Consider the following 13,489-nt stretch of genomic DNA (forward strand, 5'->3'; position numbering starts at 1 on the left):
TGGTTGAAACCGTGAAGCAATAAAATCGAGATTCCGACCAGGAGCTTTGTCTGAATGACGGAATCTAGCCTTTTCGGAATAACGATATGTTGGTATCCCACGGAGCTTGCCCTGATTAGCCTGCCCCAATATAATCCTGTTTGGGGCTCCTGTTTGGTGCCTCTGTTTAGGGTCATCCCGAACTAGTTTCGGGATCTGGTTTTGCGATCTCGGCAGGGGACGGAGGACTGTTGACGGACAACATGGTTTAATAAGCGTTCAGCGGGTTCTCAGCTTTTCAGCGCGCAGCGGTTCTTATGCTTGCAACTTGGAACAGACAACTTGCAACTGCTCTTCGAAGGACCGGTTCATGATTGAGGGAAACGAATGAAGTCTACTGAAACAGCTGAACGGCTGCAGGTTCTTATTTCTCCAGCGGTTCCTCCCTGAAATCAAAGCCTTCTTCAATCAATTCAGTACAAGCATTCACAATACTTGAATCGAAGCAGGTACCCGATTTGCTATGTATCTCTTCAAGGGCTGCCTCTACTTTGTGGGCAGGTCTGTAGGGTCTATGAGAAGTCATGGCATCAACTACGTCGACGACGGCAATAATTCTGGCCTCAACGCATATTTCACTTCCCTTGAGTTTGCCAGGATAACCGGAACAGTCAAGCCTTTCGTGGTGCTGGCGAACAATTTCTGCTACCGGCCAGGGAAGTCGAGCATTCTTGAGAATGTTGTAACCGACGATGCTGTGCTCTTGAATCAAACTGTATTCCTCTTCATTCAAAGAGCCTGGCTTAGACAGGATTTCGGCTGGTATAGCTATTTTACCAATATCATGAAGCAGTCCGGCAATCTTAACAGCTTCAATTCTTGAGTCATCAAGGCCGATTTTCTCAGCTATTTTGGAGGACAGTCGGCTTACATTACGATGATGATGTCCGCTATAGGGGTCTCTGGCAGTCAGAATATCCGAAACCACGGTGATAATAGAGTAGAAGGCTTCAGTTATTCTTTCTGCTGATTCCTGCCTTTCCGTGACATCACGAGCTATTCCTTCAAGAGCGATAAGCTTTCCATCATCATCGAAAACTCGTACATTTTGCTGCTCTATCCAGATTATCTTTCCATCCTTCCGCATCCATCTCAATGTAAGGGGCTCACTTTGGTTCGATGAATGGCTGTCGTTCATTAAATTCAACAGCCTGGCTTCATCTTCGGGATGAACGATTTTGGAAATTAGATCGGGATCTTTGTAGAACTCGCAGGGAAAATACCCGGTAATGCGAGACGATGAAGGACTGACATAACTGAAGCCCTCTTTTTCATTCAGTTCGTACCTGTAAATGAGGTCTTTGGCATTTTCAGCCAGCAACCTGAACTTCTTCTCACTTTCGACCAAAGCCTTTTCTGCCCTTTCCTTGGCCAGCTTGATCTCCTTTTTCTCCATTGCCTCGACGACCGCGTATGGCAGTCTGGCCATATGTTCCTTTATTACATAATCTACCGCACCGGCCTTCATGCATTCGGCCGCCGTGTCTTCGTTCATGGAACCCGTAAGTATTATCACTGGAATCTCAGGCGCCTTTTCCAGAACGAGCTCGATCACTCTCATCCCATCGAAGGTCGGCATCATGTAGTCGGAGATTACAAGATCCGGACGGAACGCCTCCAGTTTCTCAACGAAATCTTGTTCAGTATCAACGACTGAAACCTCATCTCCGGGAATACCCTGGAGATTTTCCTTCTAGCCAGGTCTACGTCAGTGTGCAGATCCTCTGCGAAAAGGATCCTTATTCTCGCGTCCTTACTCATCCTTCGCCAAACCTTGATGGAAGCCTGTTAAGCACCAACCAGTAATCGTTCATCTGTCTCAAAGACTCAATGAAGTTTTCGAAATTCACGGGCTTCACTATATAACTGTTCGCCCCGAGTTTGTAGGATTCTTCGATATCCGTCTCTTGTGTAGAAGAGGTCAGAACTACTACCGGTATTAGACTCGTTCTCGGATCTTTCTTAATCTCTCGTAAGACCTCTATACCACTGACCTTAGGAAGTTTCAAATCCAGTAAGATCACTTTTGGAGAATTGCTGACACTACGGTCGCTGTACTTGCCAAGCGCAAATATGAAATCGAGAGCTTCCTCACCATCTTCGGCGACCACAATATTGTTAGCCAGTTTACTTTTTTTAAGTGCTCTAAGGGTAAGTTCTATGTCCTCGGGGTTGTCTTCTACCAGAAGTATCTCTACTACGCTATCGGTCATGCTTTCACCTCTCGGGTATAGAAAAATAGAAGGTCGCCCCGTGGTCTTCTTCCCCCTCGGCTCTGACGAAACCCCCATGTCTGTGAATGATTCTCTGAACAATCGAAAGTCCGACACCCGTTCCTTCAAAATCCTTTGAACTATGTAGCCTTTGAAAAACTTCGAAGAGTTTGCTTTCGTATTTCTGGTTGAACCCGACACCGTTGTCCTTTACATAATAAGTGTTTACTCCATTTTCTGAATAACCGGCGACCTCTATTGCTATAAGCTCTCTAGAGGCAGAAAATTTTAGCGCGTTTGAAAGCAGGTTAACCCAAACCTGCTTCATCATAACTGCGTCTCCGTAGGCCTCAGGCAGATTCTCTAGAGTGAATTTAACCTTATCGCGGAGTTCTACAGAGATGACTTCGTGAAAGATAGAATTCACCATGCTGGTCATGTCAATCTTTGATTTGACAAGTTCAGTTCTATTTAGCCTGGATAAAGCCAGCAAATCAATAATTAGCTGATCCATCTTCTTTATGTTGCGCTTTATTACTCCAAAGAGTCTCAGGCCTTCACTGTCGAGGATATCGGCATAGTCCTCCTCAATTATTCTGGAATAACCGTCTACTGCTCTTAGAGGAGCCCTCAAGTCGTGCGAAACTGAGAAGGCAAAGGCTTCTAATTCCTTGTTGACGGCCTCCAGCTGTGTGGTCCTTTCAGCTACCCTTGCTTCGAGTTCAACATTCATCCGTTCCACTTTTTCCTGGTAGGTTCGGATCTTTGTGATGTCGTGAAGAATCTGCAGCTTCGATATACTTCCGTCGTCATTGATAACAGGAATGCTTATCACTTCACAGATGCGGCCACTTTTTTCGAACCTGCATTCCCATCTTGCCGGTTGACTAGAAGAAGCACTGTCGATTCTGCACCAGGGACAAGGAGCTTTGAGTCCTTGAAAGAACTCAAAACACTTCTTATTCTCTATGAGACCATACTCCTTAATCAATGCGGGATTCGCGTAATCGATGTAATAGCTCTTGTTTATCATGTAAATGCCTTCGGGAATGTAGTTCAGAATTTTATGAAGCTTCTTTCTTTCTATCTCGAGCTTCCTCTCGGCATTTTTCTGATCGGTAATGTCCCTGGCAAAAACCGATATCCCTTCTCCTAACGGATAGATATTGATCTCGAGTGTTTTGGTCTTTCCCCCATGCTTATATTCAAAGACAGCAGATTCCGCTTTCCCTTTCAGAAGAACCCGCCGGTATGACGCCATCGCCTTCGCAGTAGTGGCATCTTCGGAGAAGACATCCGTTACATGCTTCCCTATCACATCCGCGGAACTGATTCCAGTAATTTCCTCACAGGCCTTGTTCCAGTATATGTATTTCAGATTTTTGTCGAGTGCATAGAGCATATCTGTTACGCTTCCTGTGACTTTCGCGAGAAGTTCCTTCACTTCAAATCGCTGCCTCTCTCGCAACTTTTCTTGCGTAACATCAAAAGCGTATATTCTTGCTCTTTCGGTATCTGGAATTGGACTGAGTGATAAAAAAAAGATGCTCTTTCCAATTGTCTTTTCGTAGTTCACAGGGAGAGGTTCTTTCGACTCCCACATATGCTGAGGGATCTCTTCGGGTAGAAATACACCCGGATCTTTCAATCCATTTGAGTTCAGAACATCTGTAGCTGCTGCATTCCTGTAGATTATGCTTCCGTTGATGTCAACATCGAGGATAGGGTTTACATTCTTATCGATCTCCGTGGAAAACCGTAAGTCGTTCTCTCGCGAATCAGATTCAGTCCTTTCGTGAATCATGAGAACCCCCTGATTGTTGGATGAAATTGTATGACTACTGCAAATGACAAAGGAATTATAGCATTTCGCATGTTGTCAACATCACTGAAAATGACTCATACATTGTTCATGTCTTGAGATGAAATCTGACTTTGAGAGATCTCTCTGCTACCGAAGTCGCACTAGAAATGTCGAAGCATTTTAACTAATCGGTCATGGAAATGAGCTCAAAGGATCTTTTGCAAAACACGAAGGAATCAATAGGGGGAAGTAACTTGCCAGTCACTTCTAGTAACCGGTCGCTGTCTTTGGCAGAGACCAGTTCCAACTTTGCTGAACAAACAGCTAAATGGAGAGTATGGAACGTAAGACTGGGCATCACTTCCCGACGAAGTGGGCATTGAGACTTGGCGTGGTCTAAACCGTTTCTGATAACCCGCTCCTCCTAACCGATTTTCATAACCCGTTCCTGGTCGTGGCTCTTTCACCGCGCAGCTGAACTGGCCAGGCGTAGCCTGACTGGCCTCGCTAAAGGTGAGACCGGCTACTCTTGTCTCTTGCGAAACAGCCTCACTTCCCCGGATGTTACTGCTGGCCAACTTCCTGAGAGGTTCTTTTTGAAGGATGGAGGACCTTTGCGCGACCTACATTTACTTGTTTCCCGACTAGGGCAGAATTATGGAGACTAATACTCGTTGGATCTCGAGATCAACCATTTACCAGCTACTTTTTGCACTTTCCAGACATAAGTCCTGTAATCAATGGGTCCAGATGTCCATGAGATAACTGCGTCAAATTCCACCGTTGCTTCGGTCGCTCCTTCTCCTAAATCAACTTCAACATCACTGTTTCTATTGAAGTAAATGACGTTCCTTCCTTCAAATCTGCTTGAATAGGCATCGACAATCTGCAAATAGGACTTCATCGCTGTGTTTATAAGAGCCGGGTTAGTGTATAACCCCGCAAGACCGACTGAATTCTCCGCTTCCCAGTATTTCTCAAAATCCTTGACGAGCCCACTGATTTTGATCACAGGATCAATGATGAAACACCCGGAAAGAAGCATAAGCAGAACGGCTATTAAAGAAATGTACAGAATGACACGTTTCATTATCTCGCCCCCATTTTAGTCGCAGATCCCTTGCAAATATGGAAGACATGATCGTTCCTTCAAAATCCATAATATACCAAGTATTCTAGCATCGATCACGCTGAAAACTGTTTGGATGGAATACCTCTCAATGAAGGACGAATTTGTCTCAGCAGAATAATTAGCTGGCGCGATAGCTACACCTGTCCAGTTGGTCAATTATTATATAGCTTCATCATCCAAATTCGTCAGGTAATTGCGCTAAACTGATGTAAGATGGAGTTGGAGGTGGGATTGTGAAAAAGAGATTGCTATTGCTTGTGGCTGTTATTTTCGTAATTGGCTTGACATTTGGAGCGGGTGACAGAAAAACCCTTGTTGTAGATATAAATGGCGGGCAGTACAAAAGCATACAATCGGCAATTGACGATGCTAGATCAGGGGACACTGTGGAAGTACTTCCAGGAACTTATAGAGAGAGCCTGACAATAAGCAAGGATATTTTTCTTAAGGGAGCTTCTAGAGATGAGGTCATAATCATTCCCGAAGAAGATGACCTGGCAATCTTCGTAAGGGGCGCCGCCGAGTTCTCGATCGAGAGTATTACGATCATGACTTCAAGCTCGGCTATAAACGTTTCGAGGTCCTCAGGACAGATTGTTGATACTTTCGTTGCAGGCGGGCGTTTCGGAATTTCGTTCAGCGGTACCGGAATGACCCTTAAGATAATTGATTCGTATGTAACATGCTTTCAAGGATTGGGAAATGAAGATCCACTAGAAACGAGGCTGGCAGGAATATACGCGTACGGTAATGCAACTTTGATTGCCGAGAATTCTGTGTTTGAAAGAAACGGTGTTGGAATAAGTCTTACCAACGATCTCAAATACAGAATAGAGAACTGTACATTCAAGCAAAACAGCATAGGAGTGTCGCTGGGAGGCGACGCGACGGGTTCTCTAATAGGAAACATCATAACTGAAAATGTAGAGAATGGAATACTCATAAACTCTTCATCCACTACAACGGTAAAGAACAACCTCTTCTACGGCAATGTCTGGCATGGACTGGATCTTTACCTCAACCGCTGTACCGAGTGTGAATGTGGCGGTGACGAGTTCACTGGAACAGTTGTTGGATCTGGCAACATATTCGAATCTGAGGATGAGATTTGTCCGCTCGATTTCTGGGACGACAGCTTCTACAGCTTTGACAAGAATCTGGGAAAAGAGTAGGCCAATTATTCACATATGGAAGCCTTTGATATTCTTGCTATCTGACGAGTAGCGATGATCGTCAAGTTCTTTTTTGAGTAACTCCCTTTCTGTTCTCCAACTATTTCAGGGCTTGAAAGTTAGTAGTGATTCAGTTCTCAGTGACTACTTTGCCTTCTATAATTACTGTTCTGAAGACAACTGCCTGTAGATCCGCGAAACTTGAAATGCAGTTTGCCTTCTTCCTCAATTCACACTCTGCAAAAAAGACAATGGTATACTAATGTTGGTGATAGCAGAATGCGGAAAACCAACTGGGACAACATAAATAAAATAGTGGCGATCGCGCTGAGTATAGGCTTGGTGATTGCATTAGTCATAATGGTATTCGCTTTTATAAATCTTACAAAAGCAAATGCTTCTTCAAAGGCCTTCAGGGATACCCTCACTGAGTCATATGGCATTGAATCCAATCAATGAGAAAGGAATCCACATCCCTCCAATCACTTGACAAGGGCCAAATACTGGACCAACGCAGCTGAAACAGGCAGATCTCTGGATGTCGTCCTGTCATCCAAGTTCTGTTTTTTTGCACTATAGATGTAGCAAATTGATTGCTGGCCACTACAATGCAGAACAAAGAGTCATCCACAACTGACAAGAAAGAGCATTTCTCCCATAATCTCGACTCAGATAATCGGAAGCATTCTCGGTGATTCTTGGTGAGATGTTAGGGATTCGAGATAGAAAAAGAAGTTGCTCTTCGTCGGAAAAGAGAAGAGCTTTACTGGCTGGAACTTCAAGATCCATAAGCTAGTAGTGCAGACTTTGGGCAACTCCCTTCATAGACCAGCGAAAGATGGATCTTCGAATCTTCTCACTCCAAACCGAGTGCCCTCTACCTTCCCGAGATTTTTTTGAATGACTTACAGGGGTCCGATCTTGGACGGCCAACTTATGACGTTTAGCAAAAAGTCATCGGCCTTCACCAGAGGCAAAGGCCGATTAAATGCTCTTACTAAGGCTCCCTAACAGGCATCACAATCTTTGTCAGGTACTGGTCCTCAGGAAACTCCGGCCCGTTGTAATAGTATTCATAAACGGTCCCAGTAGGAACATATCCGCTCTTGCTAATCCACTCGGCCATTTCACTGTACACCGTCTCCATCTGACTGTATGGACCCATGTAGACAGAAAAGACGCTTAACCCCTCGGGAATGGAGCTCTGAATGATGTCGCCTTTTCCGGGCAGGTCGGATGAAACCGGGAAGCCTATCTCAACATCAAGATTCTGCATGTCCATGTTGTGATAAGCAACAAATGGGATATCTGCAGGAGATTCCCCCAACTCGCCCAAATAGGCGGCAATCTCTCCATAACACTTTCCAATAAGAGAAGGTAGATTCTGAACGCTCGTTTTTGTGCGGACAACCAGAGTGGAACTTGCACAGCGCTTCAATAATGCGATAGGTGTTAGCCTCGGCATAATTACCCCCTTTAATTCTTCTAGTGACTTGTGTCCCGTCAATAGTATTTCCAGGTAGATCGGATCAACTGAATCAAACGAGACCAAACCAATAATAATACATTTTCCTGAAATACCGATGCTTCATTAGAAATCCAGGGCATATGACATGTCCTGAATCAAATACTACCGTCCCCAGGATAGCGCTGTCATTACTCTATTGCAGAAAGCCATGTATAATCCGAGCCAACGGGATAACCGTTCATCAATGCAGACACGGCGCCGGACATATTCTCGCCAGATTAAAGCGTGATGTTGGGCAAGAGCAGTACGAAAGACTGTTATGACATCTTCTAATTGATTGTATGGAAGTAGCTGCAATTGTCATTCACTGACGAGAGTGTAGACTGCAGAACGTGGAGCACCATAAGTAATCAACACCACTACTGGGATAGGGCAGTCGGCATCGGCCGTTTCTTATAAAGCTGATGCTCACTACTCCAATTTTGATTTGACCCGTACGCGAATAGAAATTCATCAATAGTAGTAATGTCAGACGAATAGAGATCGATCATCCTAGTTCCTCTTTCAGAGGCGCTTCCAATCATTCACTATTGCCTGTACGCCTTTGTTTGTAGTCGTTTCTGAACATTTCTAGAGACTCTTTCCGCGCTTTGGAGAAATCAATCGTTTCTGGTAGTTTGATAACAAAGGAGAGTCACAAGGAGGTTGAACTAATCAGGCATGGGTATCGTTAGAAATCTATACATCTCTTTCAGAGTCAGGTCTAACCGTTTTTTCAGCCGCACAAACAGAAACAAGACTTCTCCCGACTCTAATGCGATCAAAGCAATGCGGCTTTGCCGGGCGATGAAGTAAGCATATGTTCGACAAGAGAGTTATCTTTCTCCCTGTAGATGAGCGATTCTGCACGAGAGATTATTTCCTGTTGCTGGCTCGTGCCGCAAATATTGACGTCGTTACTCCGCCGAAAGTTTATCTGGGGGCAAAGAAAACGCCCCCAGACCTTCGCCGTCTATCTAAATGGCTTGAGGAGACTGTACTGCCGGGCGATTACCTGGTTATTTCTGTCGACATGCTCGTGCACGGCGGACTTATACCCTCGAGAATAAGCCTGGACACTCTGGATACCCTCATTGAAAGGCTCGGCCTGCTGGAGGAGCTGAAAAAATCGGACGTGAAGATCTACGCAACCACGACTATCACAAGAACGCCGTTCTACAACTCGTCCGAAGAGGAACCGGATTACTGGCAATACTTCGGGCTGGACATGTATGATCTCTCCAGACTTCTTGCCAGGAGCTTTAGAGGTGAGATGGTTCACCGCTCCATGATAGAAAAGATCGGCAAGATTCCCTCTCACTTCGTAACGGACTATCTTGTGAGACGAATAAGAAACAGAAAGCTTGTCTCTTCAGTAATAGAACTGGTAGACAAAGGCGTGATTGACTTTCTGAATCTAGTTCTCGACGATAACAGCAAGGAAAGCATATCCCTTGCCGAAAGTGAGATTCATCGGGCCATGGTAGACTCCCTCAAAATAGGATCGAGGGTCTCAATTCATGCAGGCGCAGATGAAGCGACACTTAGCCTACTGGCTAGAGTGCTTTCTGAATCGGTGGGAGAGATCCCGACCTTTGAGGTTCATTACGCCTCTCCGGAGCACAAAGATTTCATTCCACCCTACGAAGGCTCTCCACTCTACCAGGGCATTCAAAACCATATAGAGGCGGCCGGAGGAAAGGTGGTCGACAGCGCAGGAGAGATTCTGCTTCTGGCAAACAACCCGGAAGTCGGTCTCGACAGCGCTCAACAGCTCTCCGCTCCCACCGACTTGAGTGCGTATGATAGGTTCTTTCGCGAGATCGAAGCGGCAGATTCGATCATAAAGGGTATAGCCGATGTGAAGTACACCAACGGCGCAGACAACTATTTGGTCGAAGAGTTGCTTAAGAGAAGCGAACTGAACTGGCTGGAAACGAATTACTCGGCCTGGAACACAGCAGGAAACACTCTTGGAACAGTATGCGCCCATTCTATAGTCCAGCTCCTGGGAAGTAAGGGGCTGCTGAAGGTAGATCAGTCAAGGATCAAGGAATTGCAGGCTATCTTCTTCCTTGAGCACTGGGCATTTCAGTCGAATATACGCAAGAGGCTGCTGGTCGAAGCAGAAAAAAGAGGGTCAAAGCCGTGGACAGTCATTCCCGTCGAATCATGGGCCGAGGGATTTGTAAGGAGTGAACTGACTCCCTATATTCCTCCTGTTCGAGATGCGCTGGAAATGGAATTCGAGATCGAGCGACTGTTCTTTCCCTGGCACAGATCCTTCGAACTCGGTCTTTCGATTTTGCAGAAAGACGATCCCAGAGGTGACTGAATTGCGTTCAGAACTGCTTAAGAAGATAGAGAAGAGAATAATCGTTTCGTGCCAGGCTTTAGAGGACGAACCTCTACACGGCCGTGGAATTATGGTGCTTATGGCGAAGGCTGCCATAATGGGAGGAGCCGCTGCGATAAGGGCAAACGGGGCACAAGACATTGAGGATATTAAGTCCACATTCGACATACCCTTGATCGGACTTAACAAACGAGACATTGAGGGATATCCGGTTTACATAACTCCAACTTCGGAAGACGCCCTTTCTATTTTGAGAGCGGGAGCCGATGTTGTCGCCATAGACTGCACACTTAGGAGGAGACCGGAACCTCTCGATTCGATGTTTGCCGTAATAAGAGAGAAGTTCCCAGAAAGGCTCATAATGGCCGATATCTCCAGCATCGGGGATGCGAGGGAAGTATCCCGTCTCAAGCCCGATTTTCTCGCTACCACGCTTTCTGGCTACACAGATGAGACACTAGAGAGACCGCAACCGGATATCCGACTGGTAGAGGAGCTGGCCGAAGAGTTCGACATTTACGTGATTGCGGAGGGCAATTACTGGCAGCCGGAACAGGTTGTGAAGGCCCTTGAGGCCGGGGCCTTTTCGGTTACTGTGGGAAGTGTCATCACGAGACCTCAGTTGATAACAAAGAGATTCACGAGTTATATTGAGGAGTGGAATAAAGAAGGCTTCAAATCCCGGGATTAGATCGGTCCATTTGGGTTGCTGAATGGTAGTAATTGCGGACCTGATTCAAATGCAATAGTTGTGGATTTTGAATCCTCTCTGCAGATGTCTATAATGAAAAAGCCATAGATTCTCAAGAAAGAGTTTATTGAGGTAACAAGACCAACAAGGAGGTAAGATTTTGAAGCGTCTGTTTGCATTTCTTTTGTTTGTACTCCTGACTCTGACGGTTACGATGGGTTTGAGTGAAGAAGAGAAGAGACTCGAAATCCAGGAAAGAGTCGAAAAGGCGGCCAGGCTGATCGAAGAGAATGGGCCAGAGATATTCTCGCTTTTCTACGATAGAGACGGCGAGTTCTTCATTGGTGAGGAGTACATCTTCATCTACGACGATAGCGGAACCAATCTAGTCAACGCGGGAAATCCAACCGTCTTTGAGGGTAGAAACCTGATATCTCTCAAAGACAAGAACGGACTCTACATGATTGTCAGGATCTTCGAAGTCGCCCTAAATCAGGGAGGAGGCTGGCTGGATTTTTACTGGCCCTTGCCGGACGGAGGTCCCGCGACATTCAAGAGCGCCTACGTTATGTCCGCTACTCACGGAGAGTTGACATATGTGCTTGGAATGGGATATTACAAACAGGAGCAATGAGTTATTTGGTTCTGAATGAATAGCAGAATACTCTAGTACCTGCAAAGGCAAATCAGGTCTCGATATGCTTCAAGAAGACCTACGGTTTGCTTATAGCGTAATTCTGAAGCGAGGTGTATGAATGCTTGCTCTCGGAATAGATATTGGCGGAACGATGATCAAGACGGCGATTGTGGATTCAAATGGCACACTCTCCGAGAAGAGATTATTTCCAACCTCCATAGATCTAAAAGACCAGCTCTTGGAGATCGTTAGGGAAGAGCTAGCCGCGCACAAAGTGGAAGCTATAGGCATCGGTACGGCAGGAAGAATCGATCCTGTCACTGGAAATGTGAATCTGGCTACGAGCAATCTCGCCAACTGGACCGGAGTACCTGTAAAGACTCTCATCCAGGAGAATACAGGCGTTGTTACAGCCGTTCTGAACGATTCAAGTGCGGCTGCATTCGGCGAATGGTTCTGCAACTATCGTCGGGCGGAAACCCTGGTCATGATAACGGTGGGGAGTGGCCTTGGCGGAGGAATCGTGATAAACGGCTCTCCTCTTCTCGGAAAGCGCGGAGAGGCAGCGGAATTCGGTCACATCATCATACACCGTGGTGGAAAACCTTGCAACTGCGGTAAGGAGGGGTGCGCCGAGCAATATATATCTATGCGCCTTATTCATAGCCTTGTGGCAGCGGCAGCAGGCCAAGAGATGGACAGAGCCACTCTCATCGAACAGTATCTAAGCGGCAATCCAGTTGTTGAAGAAGCAGTAAGTACCGTAACAGGAGATCTTGCGATAGTAGTCGACTCGGTCTTCCTGAGTTTAGACCCCGACCTAGTAGTTGTGGGAGGCGGCGTGTGTGAGCTTGGGAAGAGATTCCTGAACAGCCTGAGAGAGGAACTTTCAGTGCTATCAAGATCGTCGCTGTATACCGAAGAAGATGTGGTTCTTTCTCTTTCTGGAAACGATGCAGGAATAATAGGTGCAGCTGTCTATGCAATGGCCGGAGAAGCATCCGGACACGAATGACTGGCTTCGATAGGAAGAGCGGCTCTTAATATCACGCTGGACGCTGAGAAGTGCGAAGAACAGAAGTGATGCCGACTTCGTCGGGAAGTGATGCGCCGAAAGATCACCGGCGGAAGTGATGCCCGGAAAGAGGTCCGGGGAAGTGATGCTGCTTCGGAGGAAGCTCTCTTGAAGTTGGTCTGTTGGCGCAGGCCAGTCAAAAGGCGAGAATCTCGCCCGAGGAGTTTTGCTGGGGAGCAAGACCAGATCAAAGGGGAGCATTGCCGAACCGCTATTTCACTCTTGCCAGACCTTAGAGGCGACAACTCCAGACCCGTCTCTTCTGTACGGGATCTGACTTCTCTCATTGACCTTGGTAGTCTCGAATATGGTTTTTCTCGAAGCGAAGCTTCGTCTCAAACTCAAAGCATCTTCTCGCTCTTCAATTAGCCTTCTCGGAGGACGGTGAACCGTTGACCGATGACCTTTCTTCCTGTTGCCTTACTCTTCCAAGCTATCAGCGTCTCCTGGCAAGCGACCCGTGCGCGGGTCCTTGGACGGTGAACCGTTGACGGTTGACCTTGTTCTTCAAAGCGAAGCTTCGTCTCCTTCTCGGAGGACGGTGGACCGCTGACGGACAACGTGGTTTCGTAAGCGTTCAGCGGGTTTTTGCTCTTAAGCGCGCAGCGGTTTCTAATGCGAGATCCCGTGCAGGAACATCACGGGATGACAAAGTGAGTGGATTTAGGTGCGGGCTCTACGGGATGACCGAAGAGGCGCCCATCAGGTCAGGCTTACGGGATAACAGTCCTTCAAGTCATCCTGAAATGCTCCTGTTCAGGATCTGGGATTTTCTAAGAACCGTGGTCGGGGGTAGCGGGTCGGTGGTAGGAAAGAGCAAAGGATCAGTTCCAAGTTGTGAGTTGCATGTGAGAATAGATTCG

The 13,489-nt window shown here is 46.5% G+C and carries 12 protein-coding genes; 7 read left to right on the forward strand and 5 right to left on the reverse strand.

Features of this window, described 5'->3' with window-relative positions; all coding sequences use genetic code 11:
- Positions 1 to 403: 403 nt before the first annotated feature.
- From Y697_RS11185 to Y697_RS11200, 4 genes are all read right to left on the reverse strand, one after another.
- On the reverse strand, positions 404 to 1,714 hold the full coding sequence (locus Y697_RS11185; protein WP_310793771.1) for an HD domain-containing phosphohydrolase: 1,311 nt from the start codon (positions 1,712 to 1,714) through the stop codon (positions 404 to 406).
- A gap of 82 nt (positions 1,715 to 1,796) precedes the next feature.
- Positions 1,797 to 2,252: a response regulator gene (locus tag Y697_RS11190; protein WP_121510484.1), complete on the reverse strand. Its 456-nt coding sequence runs from the start codon at positions 2,250 to 2,252 to the stop codon at positions 1,797 to 1,799.
- Positions 2,253 to 2,256: 4 nt separating this feature from the next.
- Positions 2,257 to 4,056, reverse strand: coding sequence for a PAS domain S-box protein (locus tag Y697_RS11195; RefSeq protein ID WP_121551695.1), 1,800 nt, complete (start codon positions 4,054 to 4,056; stop codon positions 2,257 to 2,259).
- A gap of 664 nt (positions 4,057 to 4,720) precedes the next feature.
- Positions 4,721 to 5,146, reverse strand: coding sequence for a hypothetical protein (locus Y697_RS11200; RefSeq protein WP_121551696.1), 426 nt, complete (start codon positions 5,144 to 5,146; stop codon positions 4,721 to 4,723).
- Between the two features lie 275 nt (positions 5,147 to 5,421).
- Here Y697_RS11200 and Y697_RS11205 point away from each other — a divergent pair, with 275 nt between their 5' ends.
- Both Y697_RS11205 and Y697_RS11210 read left to right on the forward strand, forming a co-directional pair.
- Positions 5,422 to 6,360, forward strand: coding sequence for a nitrous oxide reductase family maturation protein NosD (locus Y697_RS11205; RefSeq protein WP_121551697.1), 939 nt, complete (start codon positions 5,422 to 5,424; stop codon positions 6,358 to 6,360).
- A 279-nt stretch (positions 6,361 to 6,639) separates the two neighbouring features.
- Positions 6,640 to 6,819: a hypothetical protein gene (locus Y697_RS11210; RefSeq protein ID WP_121510489.1), complete on the forward strand. Its 180-nt coding sequence runs from the start codon at positions 6,640 to 6,642 to the stop codon at positions 6,817 to 6,819.
- Positions 6,820 to 7,357: 538 nt separating this feature from the next.
- Here Y697_RS11210 and Y697_RS11220 read toward each other — a convergent pair.
- Positions 7,358 to 7,825, reverse strand: coding sequence for a GyrI-like domain-containing protein (locus Y697_RS11220; protein ID WP_121510491.1), 468 nt, complete (start codon positions 7,823 to 7,825; stop codon positions 7,358 to 7,360).
- 862 nt (positions 7,826 to 8,687) lie between these two features.
- Here Y697_RS11220 and Y697_RS11225 point away from each other — a divergent pair.
- The 5 genes from Y697_RS11225 to Y697_RS14840 form a co-directional block, all read left to right on the forward strand.
- Entirely contained in the window at positions 8,688 to 10,202 is a 1,515-nt protein-coding gene (locus Y697_RS11225) for a DUF4127 family protein (protein ID WP_121551699.1), read from the forward strand.
- 1 nt (position 10,203) lies between these two features.
- Entirely contained in the window at positions 10,204 to 10,914 is a 711-nt protein-coding gene (locus Y697_RS11230; RefSeq protein ID WP_121510493.1) for an N-acetylmannosamine-6-phosphate 2-epimerase, read from the forward strand.
- A 160-nt stretch (positions 10,915 to 11,074) separates the two neighbouring features.
- A complete protein-coding gene (locus tag Y697_RS11235; protein ID WP_121551700.1) occupies positions 11,075 to 11,548 on the forward strand; it encodes a cache domain-containing protein in 474 nt (157 codons plus the stop codon).
- Between the two features lie 121 nt (positions 11,549 to 11,669).
- Entirely contained in the window at positions 11,670 to 12,566 is an 897-nt protein-coding gene (locus Y697_RS11240; protein WP_121551701.1) for an ROK family protein, read from the forward strand.
- 713 nt (positions 12,567 to 13,279) lie between these two features.
- On the forward strand, positions 13,280 to 13,489 hold a 210-nt coding region (locus Y697_RS14840), incomplete at its 3' end, for a hypothetical protein (protein ID WP_220665743.1).

The organism is Mesotoga sp. BH458_6_3_2_1 (genome assembly GCF_003664995.1).
Lineage (GTDB): Bacteria > Thermotogota > Thermotogae > Petrotogales > Kosmotogaceae > Mesotoga.

Excerpts from the sequence above, each read along its gene's own strand:
- Y697_RS11190 (WP_121510484.1), bottom strand. The coding sequence starts at position 2,252 with ATGACCGATAGCGTAGTAGAGATACTTCTGGTAGAAGACAACCCCGAG.
- Y697_RS11240 (WP_121551701.1), top strand. The coding sequence starts at position 11,670 with ATGCTTGCTCTCGGAATAGATATTGGCGGAACGATGATCAAGACGGCG.
- Y697_RS11220 (WP_121510491.1), bottom strand. The coding sequence starts at position 7,825 with ATGCCGAGGCTAACACCTATCGCATTATTGAAGCGCTGTGCAAGTTCC.
- Y697_RS11210 (WP_121510489.1), top strand. The coding sequence starts at position 6,640 with ATGCGGAAAACCAACTGGGACAACATAAATAAAATAGTGGCGATCGCG.
- Y697_RS11200 (WP_121551696.1), bottom strand. The coding sequence starts at position 5,146 with ATGAAACGTGTCATTCTGTACATTTCTTTAATAGCCGTTCTGCTTATG.
- Y697_RS11225 (WP_121551699.1), top strand. The coding sequence starts at position 8,688 with ATGTTCGACAAGAGAGTTATCTTTCTCCCTGTAGATGAGCGATTCTGC.
- Y697_RS11195 (WP_121551695.1), bottom strand. The coding sequence starts at position 4,056 with ATGATTCACGAAAGGACTGAATCTGATTCGCGAGAGAACGACTTACGG.